Origin of the sequence: Cryobacterium sp. Y57 (assembly GCF_002929505.1) — a bacterium.
Lineage (GTDB): Bacteria > Actinomycetota > Actinomycetes > Actinomycetales > Microbacteriaceae > Cryobacterium.
Window position 1 is genome coordinate 294,321 of sequence record NZ_PJJL01000073.1, and the last position, 15,722, is coordinate 310,042.

At 62.3% G+C, this 15,722-nt stretch carries 13 protein-coding genes; 8 read left to right on the forward strand and 5 right to left on the reverse strand.

Going from position 1 to position 15,722, the window contains the following annotated elements:
• Positions 1-7: 7 nt before the first annotated feature.
• Together CXY72_RS18695 and CXY72_RS18700 are read left to right on the forward strand one after the other, a co-directional pair.
• Positions 8-2,188 (forward strand): S9 family peptidase, encoded by a 2,181-nt coding sequence (locus tag CXY72_RS18695; protein WP_104129142.1) that lies wholly within the window; start codon positions 8-10, stop codon positions 2,186-2,188.
• A complete protein-coding gene (locus CXY72_RS18700) occupies positions 2,151-4,556 on the forward strand; it encodes an excinuclease ABC subunit UvrA (protein WP_104129143.1) in 2,406 nt (801 codons plus the stop codon). Before CXY72_RS18695 ends, CXY72_RS18700 begins: the two co-directional genes overlap by 38 nt.
• 21 nt (positions 4,557-4,577) lie before the next feature.
• Here CXY72_RS18700 and CXY72_RS18705 read toward each other — a convergent pair whose 3' ends face one another.
• Together CXY72_RS18705 and CXY72_RS18710 are read right to left on the reverse strand one after the other, a co-directional pair.
• Complete coding sequence (locus CXY72_RS18705; RefSeq protein ID WP_104129144.1) at positions 4,578-6,083, reverse strand: mannitol dehydrogenase family protein; 1,506 nt, start codon at positions 6,081-6,083, stop codon at positions 4,578-4,580.
• Between the two features lie 7 nt (positions 6,084-6,090).
• Positions 6,091-7,461: an MFS transporter gene (locus tag CXY72_RS18710; RefSeq protein WP_233197941.1), complete on the reverse strand. Its 1,371-nt coding sequence runs from the start codon at positions 7,459-7,461 to the stop codon at positions 6,091-6,093.
• Between the two features lie 144 nt (positions 7,462-7,605).
• Here CXY72_RS18710 and CXY72_RS18715 point away from each other — a divergent pair, with 144 nt between their 5' ends.
• The 6 genes from CXY72_RS18715 to CXY72_RS18740 all read left to right on the forward strand — a co-directional run bounded on the left by CXY72_RS18715 (position 7,606) and on the right by CXY72_RS18740 (position 13,862).
• Complete coding sequence (locus CXY72_RS18715; protein ID WP_158252633.1) at positions 7,606-8,451, forward strand: DeoR/GlpR family DNA-binding transcription regulator; 846 nt, start codon at positions 7,606-7,608, stop codon at positions 8,449-8,451.
• A gap of 164 nt (positions 8,452-8,615) precedes the next feature.
• Entirely contained in the window at positions 8,616-9,545 is a 930-nt protein-coding gene (locus CXY72_RS18720) for an aldo/keto reductase family oxidoreductase (protein ID WP_104129147.1), read from the forward strand.
• A 28-nt stretch (positions 9,546-9,573) separates the two neighbouring features.
• Positions 9,574-11,472: a Na+/H+ antiporter gene (locus CXY72_RS18725; protein WP_104129148.1), complete on the forward strand. Its 1,899-nt coding sequence runs from the start codon at positions 9,574-9,576 to the stop codon at positions 11,470-11,472.
• A 151-nt stretch (positions 11,473-11,623) separates the two neighbouring features.
• Positions 11,624-12,328, forward strand: coding sequence for a DNA-3-methyladenine glycosylase (locus CXY72_RS18730; RefSeq protein ID WP_104129149.1), 705 nt, complete (start codon positions 11,624-11,626; stop codon positions 12,326-12,328).
• A 54-nt stretch (positions 12,329-12,382) separates the two neighbouring features.
• Entirely contained in the window at positions 12,383-13,231 is an 849-nt protein-coding gene (locus CXY72_RS18735; protein WP_104129150.1) for an alpha/beta fold hydrolase, read from the forward strand.
• Between the two features lie 220 nt (positions 13,232-13,451).
• Positions 13,452-13,862 carry an ester cyclase gene (locus tag CXY72_RS18740; protein WP_104129151.1) on the forward strand — a complete coding sequence of 137 codons (411 nt, stop codon included), beginning with the start codon at positions 13,452-13,454 and terminating at the stop codon, positions 13,860-13,862.
• A 163-nt stretch (positions 13,863-14,025) separates the two neighbouring features.
• On the opposite strand, the gene CXY72_RS19370 is transcribed toward CXY72_RS18740, so the two are convergent.
• The 3 genes from CXY72_RS19370 to dhaL form a co-directional block, all read right to left on the reverse strand.
• Positions 14,026-14,247: a hypothetical protein gene (locus CXY72_RS19370; RefSeq protein WP_146071231.1), complete on the reverse strand. Its 222-nt coding sequence runs from the start codon at positions 14,245-14,247 to the stop codon at positions 14,026-14,028.
• Between the two features lie 74 nt (positions 14,248-14,321).
• Positions 14,322-15,017: a dihydroxyacetone kinase phosphoryl donor subunit DhaM gene (gene dhaM / locus CXY72_RS18750; protein ID WP_104129153.1), complete on the reverse strand. Its 696-nt coding sequence runs from the start codon at positions 15,015-15,017 to the stop codon at positions 14,322-14,324.
• Entirely contained in the window at positions 15,017-15,715 is a 699-nt protein-coding gene (dhaL, locus tag CXY72_RS18755; RefSeq protein WP_104129154.1) for a dihydroxyacetone kinase subunit DhaL, read from the reverse strand. Before dhaL ends, dhaM begins: the two co-directional genes overlap by 1 nt.
• Positions 15,716-15,722 lie beyond the last annotated feature (7 nt).

The following is a 15,722-nucleotide window of genomic DNA, read 5'->3' on the forward strand; positions in this document are numbered from 1 at the left end:
GAAATCAATGAAGGCGGCCGATCTTCCGTTGCTCTATACCGTCTCGCGCGCGACGATCCATCCCGATGGGTCGCGGGCGGTATTCTCGCGGGTGAACGCCGACTTCGCAGCGGATGACTACGTCGGCCAGCTCTGGACCGTCGCGCTGGCGGGGGAGCCGGCTCCGCGCCGCATCACCCGCGGCTTTCGTGACTCGGCACCCCGATTTTCCCCGGATGGCCGCCTGATCGCTTTTCTCAGGGCCGACGCCGGCGGGAGCGCACAGGTGCACGTTGTCGATGCGGCCGGGGGCGAGCCCCTGGCAATGACCGACGCGGTTCTCGGCGTGACCGACTTTCGGTGGCATCCACACGGTAGCCGGATCGCCTTCCTGGCTCGGGTTCCCGAACCCGGACGATACGGTACGGTCGTCGGCTTGTCAGCGGACTCAGAACCGGCCCGCCGCATCGATACCCTGCGTTACCGATCGAACGGGGTCGGATACACCAACGACCGGCGCGTGCACGTGTTCCTGGCGGTGGTGCCTGATGTCTGGGGCGAACCGACGCCCGCTCCCGTTCCTGTCACGGCCGATGCACCTCGCGCTGAGTCCCAAAACCCGCCGGATGCCGGGGAGAATCCCATTCTTCCGGTGCGGGCCAGCCTTTCGTCCGGACTTCCGATCGCGCGGCGGGTAACCGAGGGGGATTTCGACCACTTCGGCCTGGCCTTTGTCGCTGACGGGTCCAGGCTTCTCACCATCTCGGCGCGTCATACCGGCCGTGACAACGACCTGCGCAGCGAAGTCATCGAACTCACTCTCAGCCATAACGAAGACGCCGCCCTCGCGGAGAAAATGATCGCTCCGGTTCGTACCGTCGTGCGTTCGGCTGAGAACCTGAGTATTTCGGCTCTCGCTTATGCCGATGACGGTACTGTCTGGCTGCTCGCCACCGATGTGGGTACGACCGGGCGAGATTTCGTCGGACGGGTAACCGCACTCTACCGCAGCGGTTTCCTGATTGATGGTTCAGCGCCGATACGCGTCACCGACCCGTACCAGACCGATCAGGATCTATTCGATCTGGAGGCGACTGGGGATATCACTGTGCTGGCGGACGGTTCCGTACTCGTGCTCCGAGGCAGTCGCGGCCGCGTTGATCTGGTGCGGGTGCACCACGATGGGCACCGGGAGCCACTCGACTGCGGAGCAACCGTCGCGACCGCAGTGGGTACCAACGGCGACTCTGTGGTCGTCGCCGTTCAGACCCCCAGCACGTCCGGTGAGCTCGTTCTCGTGCACACGGACCCCCTCGGCACGCCAATGCCGCACACCGAACCCAAACGCCTCACCGATTTCTCCGTGCACCTTCGCTCGACCGGCCTGGCGATGGGCATCGAACTCACCATCACCGGGCGAGACGGCTACCCGGTGCACGGCTTTGTGCACACCCCACCGGGGCCGGGGCCGCACCCGGTGCTGCTGACCATCCACGGAGGTCCGTACGCGCAGTACACCGACGCGCTCCTCGATGAGACCCAGGTCTACGTCGATGCGGGCTACGCGGTCGTTCTCTGCAACCCGCGCGGATCATCCGGTTATGGTGAAGCCCATGGGCGCGCCATCCGCCAGCGTATGGGTACCCTGGACCTCGCTGATGTGTTGGACTTTCTCGACGGTGCCCTCGAAGCCGAGCCCGTCCTCGATGCGCAGCGCGTTGGCATCATGGGTGGGTCCTACGGCGGCTATTTGACGGCCTGGACGATCGCGCACGACCACCGATTTGCCGCCGCCATCGTGGAACGCGGTTTTCTCGATCCCGACGCATTTGTCGGGACGAGTGACATCGGCGATTTCTTCGGTGACGAGTATGCAGGAACGGATGCTGACCTGGTGCGGAGCCAAAGTCCGCAGTTCCTGGTCGGCCAGGTGAAAACCCCGACCCTCGTTCTCCATTCCGCGCAGGATCTGCGTTGCCCGTTGTCGCAGGGTGAGCGCTACTATACGGCGCTCAAACGCGGCGGAGTTCAAACCGAACTGGTCATCTTTCCGGGGGAGAACCACGACCTCAGTCGTATCGGACGCCCACGGCACCGTTTACAACGGTTCGAGATTATTCTGGATTGGTGGGCCCGATTTCTGCCCAGTGCCGCCAATCATAGGAGATTCGATGACCGCGACCATGAAAACGGACACTCCGTCACCTGAACCGAAAATCGCGGACAGCCACGACCTGATCCGCGTGCACGGTGCCCGTGAGAACAATCTCAAGAACGTCAGCGTGCAGATTCCGAAGCGCCGGCTGACCGTGTTCACCGGCGTGTCCGGCTCGGGTAAAAGCTCGCTGGTGTTTGGCACCATCGCCGCCGAGTCTCAGCGCATGATCAACGAAACGTACAGCACGTTTGTGCAGGGGTTCATGCCGTCCCTCGCCCGGCCAGACGTCGATGTACTGGACGGGCTGACAACGACGATCATCGTCGACCAGGAACGAATGGGTGCCAACGCGCGGTCGACCGTCGGGACCGCCACCGATGCCAACGCGCTCCTGCGCATCCTGTTCAGCCGGCTCGGCCAGCCGCACATCGGCTCGCCGCAGGCGTACTCCTTCAACGTCGCCTCGATCAGCGGAGCGGGTGCCGTTTCGATCAAATGCGGCGAACAGACAGTCAAGGAACGGCGCAGCTTTAGCATCACCGGCGGAATGTGCGCACGCTGCGAGGGGAGTGGCGCGGTCAAAGACATCGACCTGACCGCGCTCTACGACGACACTAAGTCTCTTATCGACGGCGCGCTCACCATCCCCGGCTACAGCATGGACGGCTGGTTCGGCCGCATCTTCAACGGTTGTGGATTCTTCGACCCCCGTAAACCGGTCAAGGACTTCACCGACCGGGAGCTGGACGACCTACTCCGCAAGGAGCCGACCAAGATCAAGGTCGACGGTATCAACCTCACTTACGAGGGGCTGATCCCCAAGATCCAGAAATCGATGCTCTCCAAAGACCTCGACTCGCTGCAATCGCACATCCGAGCTTTTGTGGAACGGGCGGTGACTTTCACCGTCTGCCCCGACTGCGACGGGACCCGACTCAGCGCGGGGGCCCGATCGTCGAGGATTGGCGAAATCAGCATCGCCGATGCCTGCGCGATGCAGATCAGCGACCTCATTGAGTGGGTGGGAGGTCTGAGTGATGCCTCCGTCGAACCGCTACTGGAGTCGTTGCGGCGCCTGCTCGAATCTTTTGTCGAGATCGGGCTGGGCTACCTCTCGCTCGACCGCCCCTCCGGCACGCTCTCCGGCGGTGAGGCCCAGCGCACCAAGATGATCCGCCACCTCGGCTCGTCGCTCACGGATGTCACGTACGTCTTCGATGAGCCGACGATCGGCCTGCACCCGCATGACATCCAGCGAATGAACAGCCTGCTGCTTCAGCTGCGTGACAAGGGCAACACCGTGCTCGTTGTCGAGCATAAGCCGGAGATGATCGCGATCGCCGACCACGTCGTCGACCTCGGCCCAGGAGCGGGATCGGATGGTGGCGTCATTGTGTTCGAGGGCACCCTGGTCGGTCTTCGATCGAGCGATACCGTAACCGGCCGGCACCTCGACGATCGTGCCACAGTGAAACCGAGCGTGCGCAGACCTGCTGGGGTATTGCAGGTTCGCGGCGCCACCGCCCACAATCTGCAGAACGTCGATGTGGACATCCCCCTCGGTGTGTTGACCGTGCTGACCGGTGTGGCCGGGTCGGGCAAGAGTTCACTGATCCAGAGTTCGGTGACGGGCCGCGACGGAGTGGTCTCCATCGACCAGGGCGCGATCAGGGGCTCCAGACGCAGCAACCCGGCGACATACACGGGGATGCTTGCACCGATCCGCAGGGCCTTTGCCACGGCCAACGGCGTCAAACCGGCGCTGTTCAGCTTCAACTCAGAGGGAGCGTGCCCCAACTGTAACGGCGCTGGCGTCATCTACACCGACTTGGGCGTGCTGGCCGGCGTCGCAATACCCTGTGAGGTATGCGAAGGAAAGCGTTTCGAAGCATCCGTTTTGAAATACCACCTCGCGGGACGCGACATTAGTGAGGTGCTGGCGATGTCGGTGACCGAGGCCAGGGAATTCTTTGGAACGGGCCAGGCACGAACCCCGGCAGCCCATACGATCCTGGGCCGGCTCAGCGATGTCGGGCTCGGCTATCTCAGCCTCGGCCAACAGTTGCCGACCTTGTCCGGCGGTGAACGCCAGCAGCTGAAACTCGCCACGCACATGGCCGAAAAAGGTGAGGTGTACGTTCTGGACGAGCCCACGGCCGGCCTGCATTTGGCCGACGTCGAGAATCTGCTCGGCCTGCTCGATCGGCTCGTCGATTCCGGGAAGTCGGTCATCGTCATCGAGCACCATCAAGCCGTCATGGCGCACGCCGACTGGATCATCGACCTCGGCCCGGGCGCAGGTCATGACGGCGGCCGCATCGTCTTTGAGGGAACGCCCGCCGACCTCGTGGCCGCGCGTTCGTCCCTCACCGGCGAGCACCTCGCAGCCTACGTCGGTGCTGGGACCGCGACTGTGTAGTCCAACCGGCACCCCAGCAGGCTACGCGAGGAGCGCGACCAGCGTGTCGCGGGCACCGACCGTGTGCAGCAGCTCGAGCGCCCGGTCGTAGGCTGCGACAAACGTCGTGTCGTCGACGAGATCGGCGAACAGGTCGCGGTCGCGCAGGAAGGAATGTCGGTCAGAGGCGAATCCGGCAGCGTTGTTCATAACACGTTCCCTGAGGCGGTCGGCGACCTCGATAGGCTGGCCCTGCTCATCCGTTCCTTCCGCGTAGCGGGCCCAGCTGGCCACGATCGCCGCTGACAGTTGCACCGAACGGCCCGCCGCAAGCTGGTCGACGATCACCGGTACGAGCCACTTCGGGATCCGGTCAGAGGACTCGTTGCAGAGCCGCGCGACGGTGTCGCGTACGCCTGGGTTCGAGAACCGCGCGATGAGCTCGTCTTTGTAGGCTTCGAGGTCGATGCCGGGCACCGGCTTGAGCGTGGGGGATCCCTCGCGGTCCATGTAGGCGCGAAGGAAGCCGGCGATCAGCGGATCAGCCGTAGCGTCGTGCACGAGTCGGTAGCCGCACAGGTGTGCAAAGTAGCACAGGCCTTGATGGCTTGCATTCAACAAACGCAGCTTCATCAGCTCGTAGGGCTCAACGTCGGCGACGAGTTGGGTGCGCACGTGCTCGTACGGTGGTCGACCGTTGGTGAAGGAGTCCTGTAGGACCCATTGGAAGAAGGGCTCGCAGACCACGGGCCAGGCGTCCAGCACACCGAAGGTCGCGGCGACGAGTGCGCGATCCTCATCTGTCGTGCTGGGGGTGATGCGGTCGACCATGCTGTTCGGAAAACTGACGTGTTCGTCGATCCAGGCGGCCAGTTCGGCGTCGCGGGCGGTCGCGAACGCTATGAAGGTACGGTGGGCAACCTCACCGTTGTTCTGCAGGTTGTCGCAGGACATGACCGTGAAGGGGGTCACTCCGCGGTCGCGCCGGCGACGCAGAGCCTCAACGGTGATGCCAAAGACTGTGGCTGGTGCGGCGCCGGGCGCCAGGTCGGCCTGCACCTGTGAGTTGCCGAGGTCGAAAGCCCCGGTCACAGGGTTGATGTTATAGCCGCCCTCGGTCACGGTGAGTGAGACGATCTTTACCTCGGGGCTAGCCATCCGCTCGATGACAGCATCGATGTCGTCGGGGGCGAACATGAAGTCGATGATCGATCCGATGACGCGGCCCTCCAGGTGCCCGTCGACGTGCTTTTCGACCAACGTATAGAGGCCATCCTGAGCGGCTAAGACGTCCCGCATGCGTGCGTCACCGGCCAGCACGCCGACTCCGCAAATGGCCCAATCGCGGGCCAGACCCTGGCTGAGCAGGTCGTCGATCATGAGTGCTTGATGCGCCCGGTGAAACCCGCCGACACCGAAGTGCATGATGCCCGCCGTCAATCCGGTGCGGTCGTAGGACGGAACGCGCACGGTGGCGGCGAGGGCGGGTAGGGACTCCGTAGTGAGGGTGAGGCCGGTGAAAAAAGGGGGAGTGGTGAGCGTGGTCATGTGGGTCTCAATTCAATCGAGCGTCATCAAATGGAATGCGAGCGGGCACACCGTGGAAGCCGGGCTGCGTTCCCCGCAAGACGGAGGCCATCACAGCGGCCACAAGGTACAGCGCGGCAAAGAGCACCACGAGTCCGAGTGCGCCGAGGGTGCCGTAGAGCAGTGCCACGAGGAGCGGGCCAGCAAATACGGCCGCGCCGATACCGAGGTTGCAGGAGCTCATTGCCGCCCCGGGCTGCTGCGGGGCGAGCGACACGGCGATCGCAGACAGTGGCACAAACCCGGCCAGGCCGATTCCAAAAATCGCCCCGACGATGAGGGTGAGGCCGTAGGCGAACGGCCAGCCCTGACCGATGGCGTAGACGGGAACGACGTAGAGGCCGATCATGGACACGGCGCAGAGCACGGCGCCGAACCAGGTGACGGTGCGGCTCCAGCCGAAGCGGTCACCGAGCGCACCGAAGACGAGGTTGAAGGGGATGTTCACCGCGTAGATCACGGTGGTGAGAATCAGGAATTGGCCGATCGACCAGCCGAACCGGTCCACGAACAGGGCTGGGAAGAAGATTGCCATGCCGTAGGTGGGGATCGAGTTGATCATGCGGGTGAGCATGACGAGCAGCACCCTCGGTTTAGTGGCGAGAAGTTTGAGCCCATAGGACAGGACTGTGACGACCTCCGAAGGATTGTCGACGAGGGGCTTGCGACCGACCTTATCCTTGACGCCGACAAAGGCGACGACGGCCCCGCTGACGACGAGCACGAGGGAGACCCAGAGGGTTTGATACATCGAGAGATGGAAGATATCGAGGGCACCGGTCGCAACGAGCGCGCCGAGGGTGGGAAGCCCGGCGGTGAACGCCACGTAGAACCAGCCGATGGAGCTTGCGAGGTGCCTGGGGTTGGCTGTTGCGGTGATCCAGACCAGGAACCCGTAGGCGAAAAAGGGGTAGCCAAAGCCGCGCAGGCCGTAGGTGACGAAGATCAGCATGACGTTGCTCGAGGTGAGTGCGACGGTGAGAAAAAGCAGGTTGAAGACGACCCAGATGCCCGCGCCGATCATCATGACGCGGCGCGGGCCCCAGAGGTCAGAGAGAGCGGCAGAGAGGAAGGCGGCGGTGGCGACGGCCACGCCGTAGACGGTGACAAGCGTACCGACGAGGGGGATGCTGAAGCCGTGGTCGCCGGTGAGGAATGGCGCAAGAATGTTGGTCTCGACACCGTCACCGATCATGAACAGCGCCAGTCCGATGTAGCCCCAGAGCAGTGGGCGGGGGAGTCCGAGTCGGTCGAGCAGCCTGGGCCGGGCGAGGCCGCCGGTCATGCCTGCTGGGTTGCTTGGGTGGGTGCCTGGGTGGGTGAGAGCCTGAGGTGCCATTCTTCGCGTCCTTACGATGGTCCAGAGATCGAGCGCCCCAAAACTAACACACAGTCTCACTTATTTAACATGCAGCCTGTTATGAGTCAGGTAATTGAACACATCGATTTAACAATACGCCTCAAGGCATCTATGCTGGCGATCATGAAGTTTGCCGACGTCACCGACGACGATTCCCTCACGCGCGATTCCCTCACGCGCGACGGCCTCACCGGTCCGGTGCGGCGAAGTGAGCTGGTGCGCCACATCGAGGCGAACGGTCCCGTGCGACTGGAAAAGCTTGTCGAGACCTTCCGTGTCAGCGCCATGACTATTCACCGCGACCTTAATCTCCTGTCCCGCGAGGGACTCATCGAACGCGTGCGGGGCGGAGCGCGTGCAAAGCCGCATCCGTTTGCCGAGCAGGATGTCCGCCTGCGCCGGGCCACGCGAGTCGGCCTCAAGAAGGCTCTCGCCGCAGAGGCAGCCCTGCTGATCCGGACCGGCGATGTTGTCGCCTTCGATGACTCAACTACGGTCGCAGCCATGCTCGCTTACCTCGCAGAGCGCGCCCCGAGCGCGGTGGTTACCCACGCGCTTGGGCTGATGCGCGAACTGACGCTGATGCATCCGCAGATCTCGCTTGTGGGCCTCGGCGGACAATACATGCATGAGACAGACTCGTTTCTCGGCGCCATCGTGGTCGAACAGCTCAGTCGGGTCTCTACCGACGTGGTTTTCGTGTCGACGACGGCATTGAAGAATGATGCTCTCTTTCACCCGGATGCCGCGGCCGCTGAAACGAAGCGAGCGTTGCTCGCTCGGGCCGACCGCAAGGTTCTGCTGCTGGACGACAGCAAGTTCGAAGCCAAGGGGCTGTACCACGTGGCCGACCTGGCCGACTTCGATGACGTGATCGTCAATGCCGAACTCGCACCGGAGCTTCGTGAGCACCTCGACACACTCGGTCTACGCGTGCACTACGTATCGACCCCGCTGGCCGAATTTTAGACGGGCCCAGCCGCCTCGAGCCAGACCGGCGAGTACAGTCGGCGCGCAGCAATAAACCGATTTTACAGCGTTCACCATATGACCGATAATGCACATTATGTCAATAAAGCGATAATCGTTTACCACAGTTGTTGTTGTTACCCGTCTGCACCCAGACTGGAGGCATGAAGACAATGACGTTGCCCAATACCCACCTGGAAGTCTCGAACATCGTTCTCGGGCTGATGCGAATCGTTCCTCTCGGCGCCGAAGAGATCCGATCCTTGGTTGGGGCCTCCCGAGACGCCGGCATAAACTTCTTCGATCACGCCGACGTGTATGGCAGCACCCCCCACGAATGCGAGCGTCGCTTTGGGGACGCGGTGACGTTTTCGGCAGAAGATCGGGCACGAGTGGCCATCCAATCAAAAGTCGGCATTCAATCCGGCTTCTGGGACTTCTCCAAGGAGCACATCCTTGAATCCGTCGATGAATCGCTCACCGCGTTGAAGACCGACTATCTCGACACGCTGCTCCTGCACCGCCCGGACGCCCTCGTGGAACCCGACGAGGTCGCCGAGGCTTTCAACGTCTTGCACGATGCGGGAAAAGTGCTCAATTTCGGCGTGAGCAATCATACCCCGGGGCAGGTCGAGCTGCTGAAACGTTCGGTGGCCCAGCCGCTCATCGTGAACCAGGTGCAGCTCAGCATCACGCACGCGCCACTTATCGCCGCCGGTATGTCGGCCAACATGGCCGGCCTCGACCAGTCCATTGACCGGGACAACGGCATTCTCGATTACTGCCGACTCAACAACATCACACTGCAGGCATGGTCGCCGTTTCAGAAGGGCTTCTTCGATGGTATATTTCTGAACGATCGAGAAAACTACTCCGCGTTGAACGATGTCATCTATGACCTTTCTCGAACCTATGGCGCTCCCCCGGCTGCCATCGCCATCGCCTGGATCACCCGTCATCCTGCCCACATGCAGGTAGTGCTCGGTACGACCAGCGTGCAGCACCTTCTCGATTCGGCCGTGGGATCTGATATCACTCTTACTCGGGAAGAATGGTATCGACTCTTCACTGCTGCTGGACATATCTTGCCGTAGTCCAGCCCCAGAAACCTTTGGCGGAAAAATGGATGTTTCACTCGCTCTGCTCACTCTCGTCGTGGTTGTCTGCGCCGCCAGTGCCCTCGCGAGACGCTTGAACGTGTCTGTTCCGCTGCTGCTGGTGGTTGTCGGTGTCGTCGGCTCGTACCTGCCGTTTATTCCGGCGATAACGCTGGATCCAGAACTGGTGTTGGTGGGGATTCTTCCTCCGCTGCTGTACGCAGCCGCCATCCGTACCTCCCTGGTCGAGTTCCGCACCAACCTGCGCTCTATCGGCCTGCTGTCGGTCGGTTATGTCATTTTCGGTACCGTGGCCATCGGCCTGATCGTCTGGTGGCTGATCCCGGAAATTCCGCTGGCAGCGGCGTTCGCCCTGGGGGCGGTGGTGGCTCCCCCGGATGCGGTGGCGGCGACTACCATCGCCCGCCGAGTTGGGCTCCCGCGCCGGGTAGTGAGTCTTCTCGAAGGTGAGTCGCTCGTCAACGATGCGACCGCTCTGGTACTTCTTCGCACGGCGATCGTTGCCATTGGTGGCAGCGTCACCGTCTGGCAAGTAGCGTCGGATCTTGCTTTTGCTGCCGTTGGCGGTGTCGTGATCGGCCTGATCGCTGCCTGGCTCCTGTTGCAGATCCGAAAACGCGTGCGCAATGTAGCCATAAACACGTCCATGTCGCTTGCAGCCCCGTTCGTCGCCTACATTCCAGCCGAGGAGATCAACGCATCTGGCGTGTTGGCTGTCGTTGTGGCTGGCCTGGTGATCGGTACCAAGACGCCCGCTATGCCGGGCGGCGCGTCGCGATTGAGCCAGCGCAGCAACTGGGCCACGGTGCAGTTCCTGCTCGAGAACTCTGTTTTCCTGCTGATCGGGTTACAGGTGCGATCGATCATTGAAGCGACCTCCGGCGACTCGCTCGGTGCCGGGCGCATTTGGGGTGCCTGCGCCGTCATACTCGTCGCGGTTCTCTTGTTGCGCCCGATTTGGGTGTTCCCGGCGATTTATCTTCCTCGCCTGTTCCCTAAAATTCGAAAGGCCGACCCCGCACCACCCTGGCAGTTGCCCGCCATCGTGTCGTGGGCTGGCATGCGCGGTGTGGTCACGCTGGCTGCCGTGTTCGCCCTCCCCGAAGACGTCGCACACCGTCCCGTCCTCGTTCTCGCGGCCCTGGGGGTGGTGGCGGGAACCTTGGTCGTGCAGGGCCTGAGCCTGCCGTGGCTGGTTCGTATCCTGGGGGTACGTGGTCCAGATACCAAAGCGGATGCGCTCAGTCAGGCCGCGCTCATGGATCAGGCCACCGCCGCGGGGATCGCAAAGCTGCGCCGGCACGCTCGGCCAGACGATCCACCGGAGGTACTCGACATGCTCGAACGCCGCACACAGGAACGCAACCGTGCGGCCTGGGAGCGTCTCGGACGTTCGGAGCTTGCGGACCGCACTCCCAGTAAGCGCTATGTACAGTTGCGGCTGGCCATGCTCGATGCTGAGCGCGCCAAGGTTCTGAAACTGCGCCATTCGGGCGAATATGCCCACGAGGTAATCAGCGAAGTGCTGGAGATGCTCGATGTTGAGGAATCTATGTTGGATACCTCGTCTGACGACCTGAGTATCGACTTCAGCAGCGAAACCCATCCCTCGACCAAGCCCGACACCTCTGGAATACCTCTGGGCGCCGGCGGCTGCGAGCACTTACGCGCCGTCGGTGAGCATCCGGTACAGCCGGATGCGGAATGCAACGACTGTGTGCGCGAGGGCACCAGCCCGGTGCACCTTCGGATGTGCCTTATCTGCGGCAACGTGGGGTGCTGCGATTCATCCGTCGGTCAGCACGCGACCAGGCATTTCCAAGAATTCGGCCACCCCATCATGTGCAGCGCTGAGCCGCGGGAATTGTGGCGTTGGTGTTACGTTGACGAACTCCTCGGTTAGCGAGTGTTCGTCGACACGCCTATGACTCACCGTAGATCCTCCCCGCAGACCCGCATCCTGAGCTGGTACTGCTGTTCTGGCACGTCGACGTCCCAGATTCACGGAACGGCGTGGGCGAGCGCTGCTCAGCGGGAGTGGATACGCTGACCAGATGAGCGTTCTCACTGGGTTTCATGTAGCGGACCGAGGGTTCTTTTCCCGCGAGGTGCTCGATGTTGCGCCAGAAATTCTCGGCTGCATCCTTCAACACACCGATGACGATGGCACTGTGGCCATTCGAATTACCGAGGTTGAAGCGTATGCGGGGGAACGCGATCCCGGCGCGCACAGTTATCGGGGCAAGACGAATCGGAATAGGACAATGTTCGGCCCCGCCGGCCACCTGTACTGCTACTTCACCTACGGAATGCACCACGCTCTCAACCTCGTCGCCGGACAACCCGGCCAGCCATACGGTTGTCTCATTAGGGCGGGAGACGTGATAGGAGGTTCCGACATCGCCCGAGTCCGGCGAGAAAGCAAGCCACGAAAAGTTCCTCTCCTGGATAGGAGTTTGGCGCGAGGCCCCGGCTGCGTTGCCCAAAGTTTCGGAGCAACCCTGGACAACGACGGTGACGATCTTTTCGGCGGTCAGTGGAAGTTCTTCATTCCGGATGACGGTGTGGTTTTACCGCACCAAACCGGCCCCCGCGTTGGCGTCAGCGGGCCCGGCGGAGATGCGACCAACTTCCCGTGGCGGTATTGGTTAGCCGATGCGTCATCCGTCTCGACCTACAAACCAGCGAAGTTCCGCGGTTCGACCGGGTCCCCCCGTACCATCGTTTCAGCGTTTTCTCAGCGAACCTCGATTGTCTAAGACGCACAAACTCCGTTACCTCCAACGAACCATCAACGATTGCGAGGAGAGAACATGCCTTTCATTACCGTCCCTGGTCAAAACGGGCCTGACGTTGAACTGCACTACGACGACGTCGGTGCGGGCAAGCCCGTCGTACTGATTCACGGCTGGCCGCTCAGCAGCAGGTCCTGGGAAGGTCAGGTACCCGCGCTGGTCGACGCCGGTCGCAGAGTCATCACATACGATCGCCGCGGGTTCGGCCAGTCATCTCAGCCGTGGAACGGGTACGACTATGACACGTTTGCCGCCGACTTGAAGGCCGTTCTTGATGCCCTCGACCTGCGAGACGTCACTCTTATTGGATTTTCAATGGGTGGCGGCGAGGTTGCTCGTTACGTGGGAACGTACGGCACCGACCGCATCGCGAAGCTCGTCTTCGCCAGCGCAGTACCGCCGTACCTCTGGAAATCGGATGATAATCCTGATGGAGGTGTCGATGCCGATTTGGCCCAGTGGTTCCACGACGGTTTGACCGAAGACCGTCCGGCATTCCTGCATGAATTTGTTCAGATGTTCTTCACTGCCGGTAAGCCCTCGTTGGTCAATAAGCCGAAGGTCAGTTCCGAGCAGATTGCGTATAACCGTAGTCTGGCCGAAATGGCCTCGCCTAAAGGCACACTCGACTGCACGGCTGCATTCGCTACGACGGACTTCCGCGACGATCTGTCGAAAATCACCGTGCCAACCCTGGTGATACACGGCGACGCCGACACGGTCGTGCCATTCGAGGTCAGTGGCAAGCGTACTCACGCAGCCATTTCCGGCAGCGAACTCGTGGTGATCGAAGGCGCCCCGCACGGTCTGATCGTTTCACATCGGGAGGAATGGAACCGGCACGTACTCGCCTTCCTCGCCAAATAGCGAAACCGAGAGGGTTCGCGCTGACGGGCAGAATCCAACGCGCAAATCCTCGTCTTCTCCCTAGGGGTCGTGGCAGTGCGGCAGCGTGGAGAAGCTGAAGCTCTTTTCGGCCTGATCCATAGCCTCCCGCCACCGGCGAAACGCTGAACGTCAGCCGGGGTACGGTCACCCAATTCCACCTAGAACAATCCATGTCAAACCCCACGGAAAGAGTAAGCACATGAGCAAAGAAGCGAATATCGCCGCACAGCAGAAGTTCGGTGAAGCCGTGAACAGCGGAGAACTTGATCTTTTAGACGACCTCGTGACCGAAGATGCAGTCGATAACGACCCTGCACCGGGTCAAGGCCCGGGCCCGGCAGGCTACAAAGCATTCTTCGGCGAGATGATTGCCGCTTTCCCGGACCTGCACATCGAAGTCGAACGCCTTGTCGCAAACGACACCGACGTCGCATTCGCCTATACGCTCACCGGCACCCACCAGGGCCCCTTCATGGGCCACCCCGCCAGCGGTAAAACGATGTCGGTCCGGGGCATGCAAATCAGCCGGTTCGAGAACGGGAAATTGGTAGAGCGGTGGGGCAGCAGCGACCAACAGGGCATGCTCGAACAGCTCGGCCTCGCACCGTAGCCTGCGACAGCGGGCTTCCCCAATCGGAATGGCTGGGGCCGAGAATGGATTTATGTGTCTGACCTACGACGCGAGTCCGTCGTGATCGCGCTCGGCCGATCCTTTCGCCCGGTTCTGGGGCCGGTCGTCCCGCACTCCCGCGGCGCCAGGTTACCCCGACGAGTCAGGTGCGTGTCCGATGGATGACCATGCCAAATTCATTGACCGGTTCGAAGGCATCGCGGTCCCACGCTCCCGGATGCGCAACCGGGCAGTTGACCACGGTATTTCGGGTGGAATGGTCAATGGTGTGCTCATGCATGGCATGGCCGCAGATGGGGCACGCCTGTGCACTGGTCGTGGGCGGCTCTTCCGAACCTTTTGAGGTGTTCCTGTCCTGAATCATGCCATTACGATACGCCGAATTGGACAATAAGGCACGAAACTGCTAGGCGATCTCCTCACGTGCGCGGCGGCAACTCACTGCTCACCGAATCCTGATTCCAGCAGGTCCGCGAGGGCGTTGATCGCCGGTCCAGCCGCGGGGTCTGTCGACGTGAGCTGCACGCTGCTCCCCCGGGCCAGGCCGAGCGACATTATGCTCAGCAGGCTGCGGGCGTCCGTGCCGTTCACGCTGATCGGAACCGAAAATGTGCTCGCTAGGTTGACGAATTCTGCGGCGGGCCGTGCGTGAAGACCGTCCTTATTGATGAGAATCACCGTGCGCGACACCCCGGTCGCAGCGGGAGGCTGGATCGCTGGCGTGCCTTCACTCCTCACATGCAGCGCTGACTGCGCCGCCGCCACGACCTCGTTGAGGTCTCCCCCGGTTTCTGCAGCCACAGCCGCAGCCACCCCACCTTCGACGAGGGGCGCGTCGACAATCCGCATCTGGTCTTGCTCGGCCTCCTCGAGAAAATCGCGCACTGTTTCCGCGGTCAGGATGGCCGAACCGAGATCGCACAAGATCACCACCCCGGCACCATCGTTCGCCGCGCTGATTCCGGCGCTGATCTTCTCAAAGCTCGTACCGATCCCACCGGAATCTGTTCCACCCGCGGCGGCAAGACGCACCGTCGGTGCCATTTGGCGCGCCAATTCGACCAAGCCCGTCGCGATCTTCTCGCTGTGCGAAACGAACACGATACCGACCCGTTCAGCGGATACTGCCGCCATCAACGTTGCGACATCAGGTCGGCCGCGGCGCGCAGCAGCAGTGACGTCGACTGGGAACCCGGGTCTCGGTGACCGATCGCTCGCTCTCCGAGATAACTTGCCCGTCCCTTGCGTGCTACCAGCGGCTCGGTAGCCTGCGCGCCGTGCTCTGCAGCGTCTGCTGCGGCCAGCAGGACGGTGCCAACGGGTGAGCCTGCCGTGTGCGCGGCTGACGCCGCGTTCACCGCCGGTGTCCAGGCGTCGATCATGGTCTTGTCACCCTCCACGGCTTTGCCCCGCAGCACGATGCCGTCCCGCGCCGCCGTCAGCAGAGCGACCAGTGCGGTCGCATCCAACGATTGCGCCGCCCCGACAGCGCCGGCTGCTTTGAGAAAGGCTGTGCCGTACAACGGACCGGCAGCGCCGCCCACCGTCGAGATCAGGGTTGTAGCGACGAGTTTCAACACTGCCCCCGGCGTCGTCTCGTCGGTGAGTTCCTCGAGCTTGGGCAGGATCGCCTGAAAACCACGATCCATGTTCTCCCCGTGGTCGCCGTCGCCGATGTCGCGGTCGAGGGTGTTCAGGGTGGCACGGTTGGCTGCGAGTACCTCGGCGCATCGCCGAATCCAGCGAATAGTCCAGCCAGTGTCCAGCCGGAGCGCTGCGTTGGCGAGAGCGGCGTCACCGACAACTGCGCCAGGTTCGTCGTTGGGGGTCATTGAATCT

Excerpts from the sequence above, each read along its gene's own strand:
- CXY72_RS18730 (WP_104129149.1), top strand. The coding sequence starts at position 11,624 with ATGAGCGTTCTCACTGGGTTTCATGTAGCGGACCGAGGGTTCTTTTCC.
- dhaL (WP_104129154.1), bottom strand. The coding sequence starts at position 15,715 with ATGACCCCCAACGACGAACCTGGCGCAGTTGTCGGTGACGCCGCTCTC.
- CXY72_RS18735 (WP_104129150.1), top strand. The coding sequence starts at position 12,383 with ATGCCTTTCATTACCGTCCCTGGTCAAAACGGGCCTGACGTTGAACTG.
- CXY72_RS18720 (WP_104129147.1), top strand. The coding sequence starts at position 8,616 with ATGAAGACAATGACGTTGCCCAATACCCACCTGGAAGTCTCGAACATC.
- CXY72_RS18700 (WP_104129143.1), top strand. The coding sequence starts at position 2,151 with ATGACCGCGACCATGAAAACGGACACTCCGTCACCTGAACCGAAAATC.
- CXY72_RS18695 (WP_104129142.1), top strand. The coding sequence starts at position 8 with ATGAAGGCGGCCGATCTTCCGTTGCTCTATACCGTCTCGCGCGCGACG.
- CXY72_RS18715 (WP_158252633.1), top strand. The coding sequence starts at position 7,606 with ATGAAGTTTGCCGACGTCACCGACGACGATTCCCTCACGCGCGATTCC.
- dhaM (WP_104129153.1), bottom strand. The coding sequence starts at position 15,017 with ATGGCGGCAGTATCCGCTGAACGGGTCGGTATCGTGTTCGTTTCGCAC.
- CXY72_RS18705 (WP_104129144.1), bottom strand. The coding sequence starts at position 6,083 with ATGACCACGCTCACCACTCCCCCTTTTTTCACCGGCCTCACCCTCACT.
- CXY72_RS18710 (WP_233197941.1), bottom strand. The coding sequence starts at position 7,461 with ATGGCACCTCAGGCTCTCACCCACCCAGGCACCCACCCAAGCAACCCA.
- CXY72_RS18740 (WP_104129151.1), top strand. The coding sequence starts at position 13,452 with ATGAGCAAAGAAGCGAATATCGCCGCACAGCAGAAGTTCGGTGAAGCC.
- CXY72_RS19370 (WP_146071231.1), bottom strand. The coding sequence starts at position 14,247 with ATGATTCAGGACAGGAACACCTCAAAAGGTTCGGAAGAGCCGCCCACG.
- CXY72_RS18725 (WP_104129148.1), top strand. The coding sequence starts at position 9,574 with ATGGATGTTTCACTCGCTCTGCTCACTCTCGTCGTGGTTGTCTGCGCC.